Source organism: Colwellia marinimaniae, from assembly GCF_002207865.1.
In the GTDB taxonomy this organism is placed as follows: domain Bacteria; phylum Pseudomonadota; class Gammaproteobacteria; order Enterobacterales; family Alteromonadaceae; genus Colwellia; species Colwellia marinimaniae.
In genome coordinates this window covers 1-239 of record NZ_BDQM01000500.1, presented here as the reverse complement: position 1 = coordinate 239, position 239 = coordinate 1, and the positions used below count along the sequence as shown (strand labels likewise).

The 239-nt window shown below is 53.1% G+C and carries 1 protein-coding gene; it reads right to left on the bottom strand.

Features of this window, described 5'->3' with window-relative positions; all coding sequences use genetic code 11:
* A partial coding sequence (locus MTCD1_RS20235; protein ID WP_200818722.1) for an NADH-quinone oxidoreductase subunit H occupies window positions 1-239 on the bottom strand: 239 nt, incomplete at both ends.

Here is a 239-nt window from a genome sequence, read left to right as displayed (position 1 = left end):
ATTTGACAGACTGAGCATCACTTCAGTGCCAAAAATGGTTACTGGCTCCCCGAGAGGGATGGCAACAAACACCACAAAAGGCGGTACCAATGCCACTACAGGGGCTAGTTTGAATAAGAAACGATCGGCGTCGCTGGGGATGTGATCTTCTTTCGTCAGCAGTTTAATGCCGTCGGCCACGGGCTGTAACAAACCGTGCCAGCCGACCCGCATAGGCCCCGGACGTTGCTGAATATGAC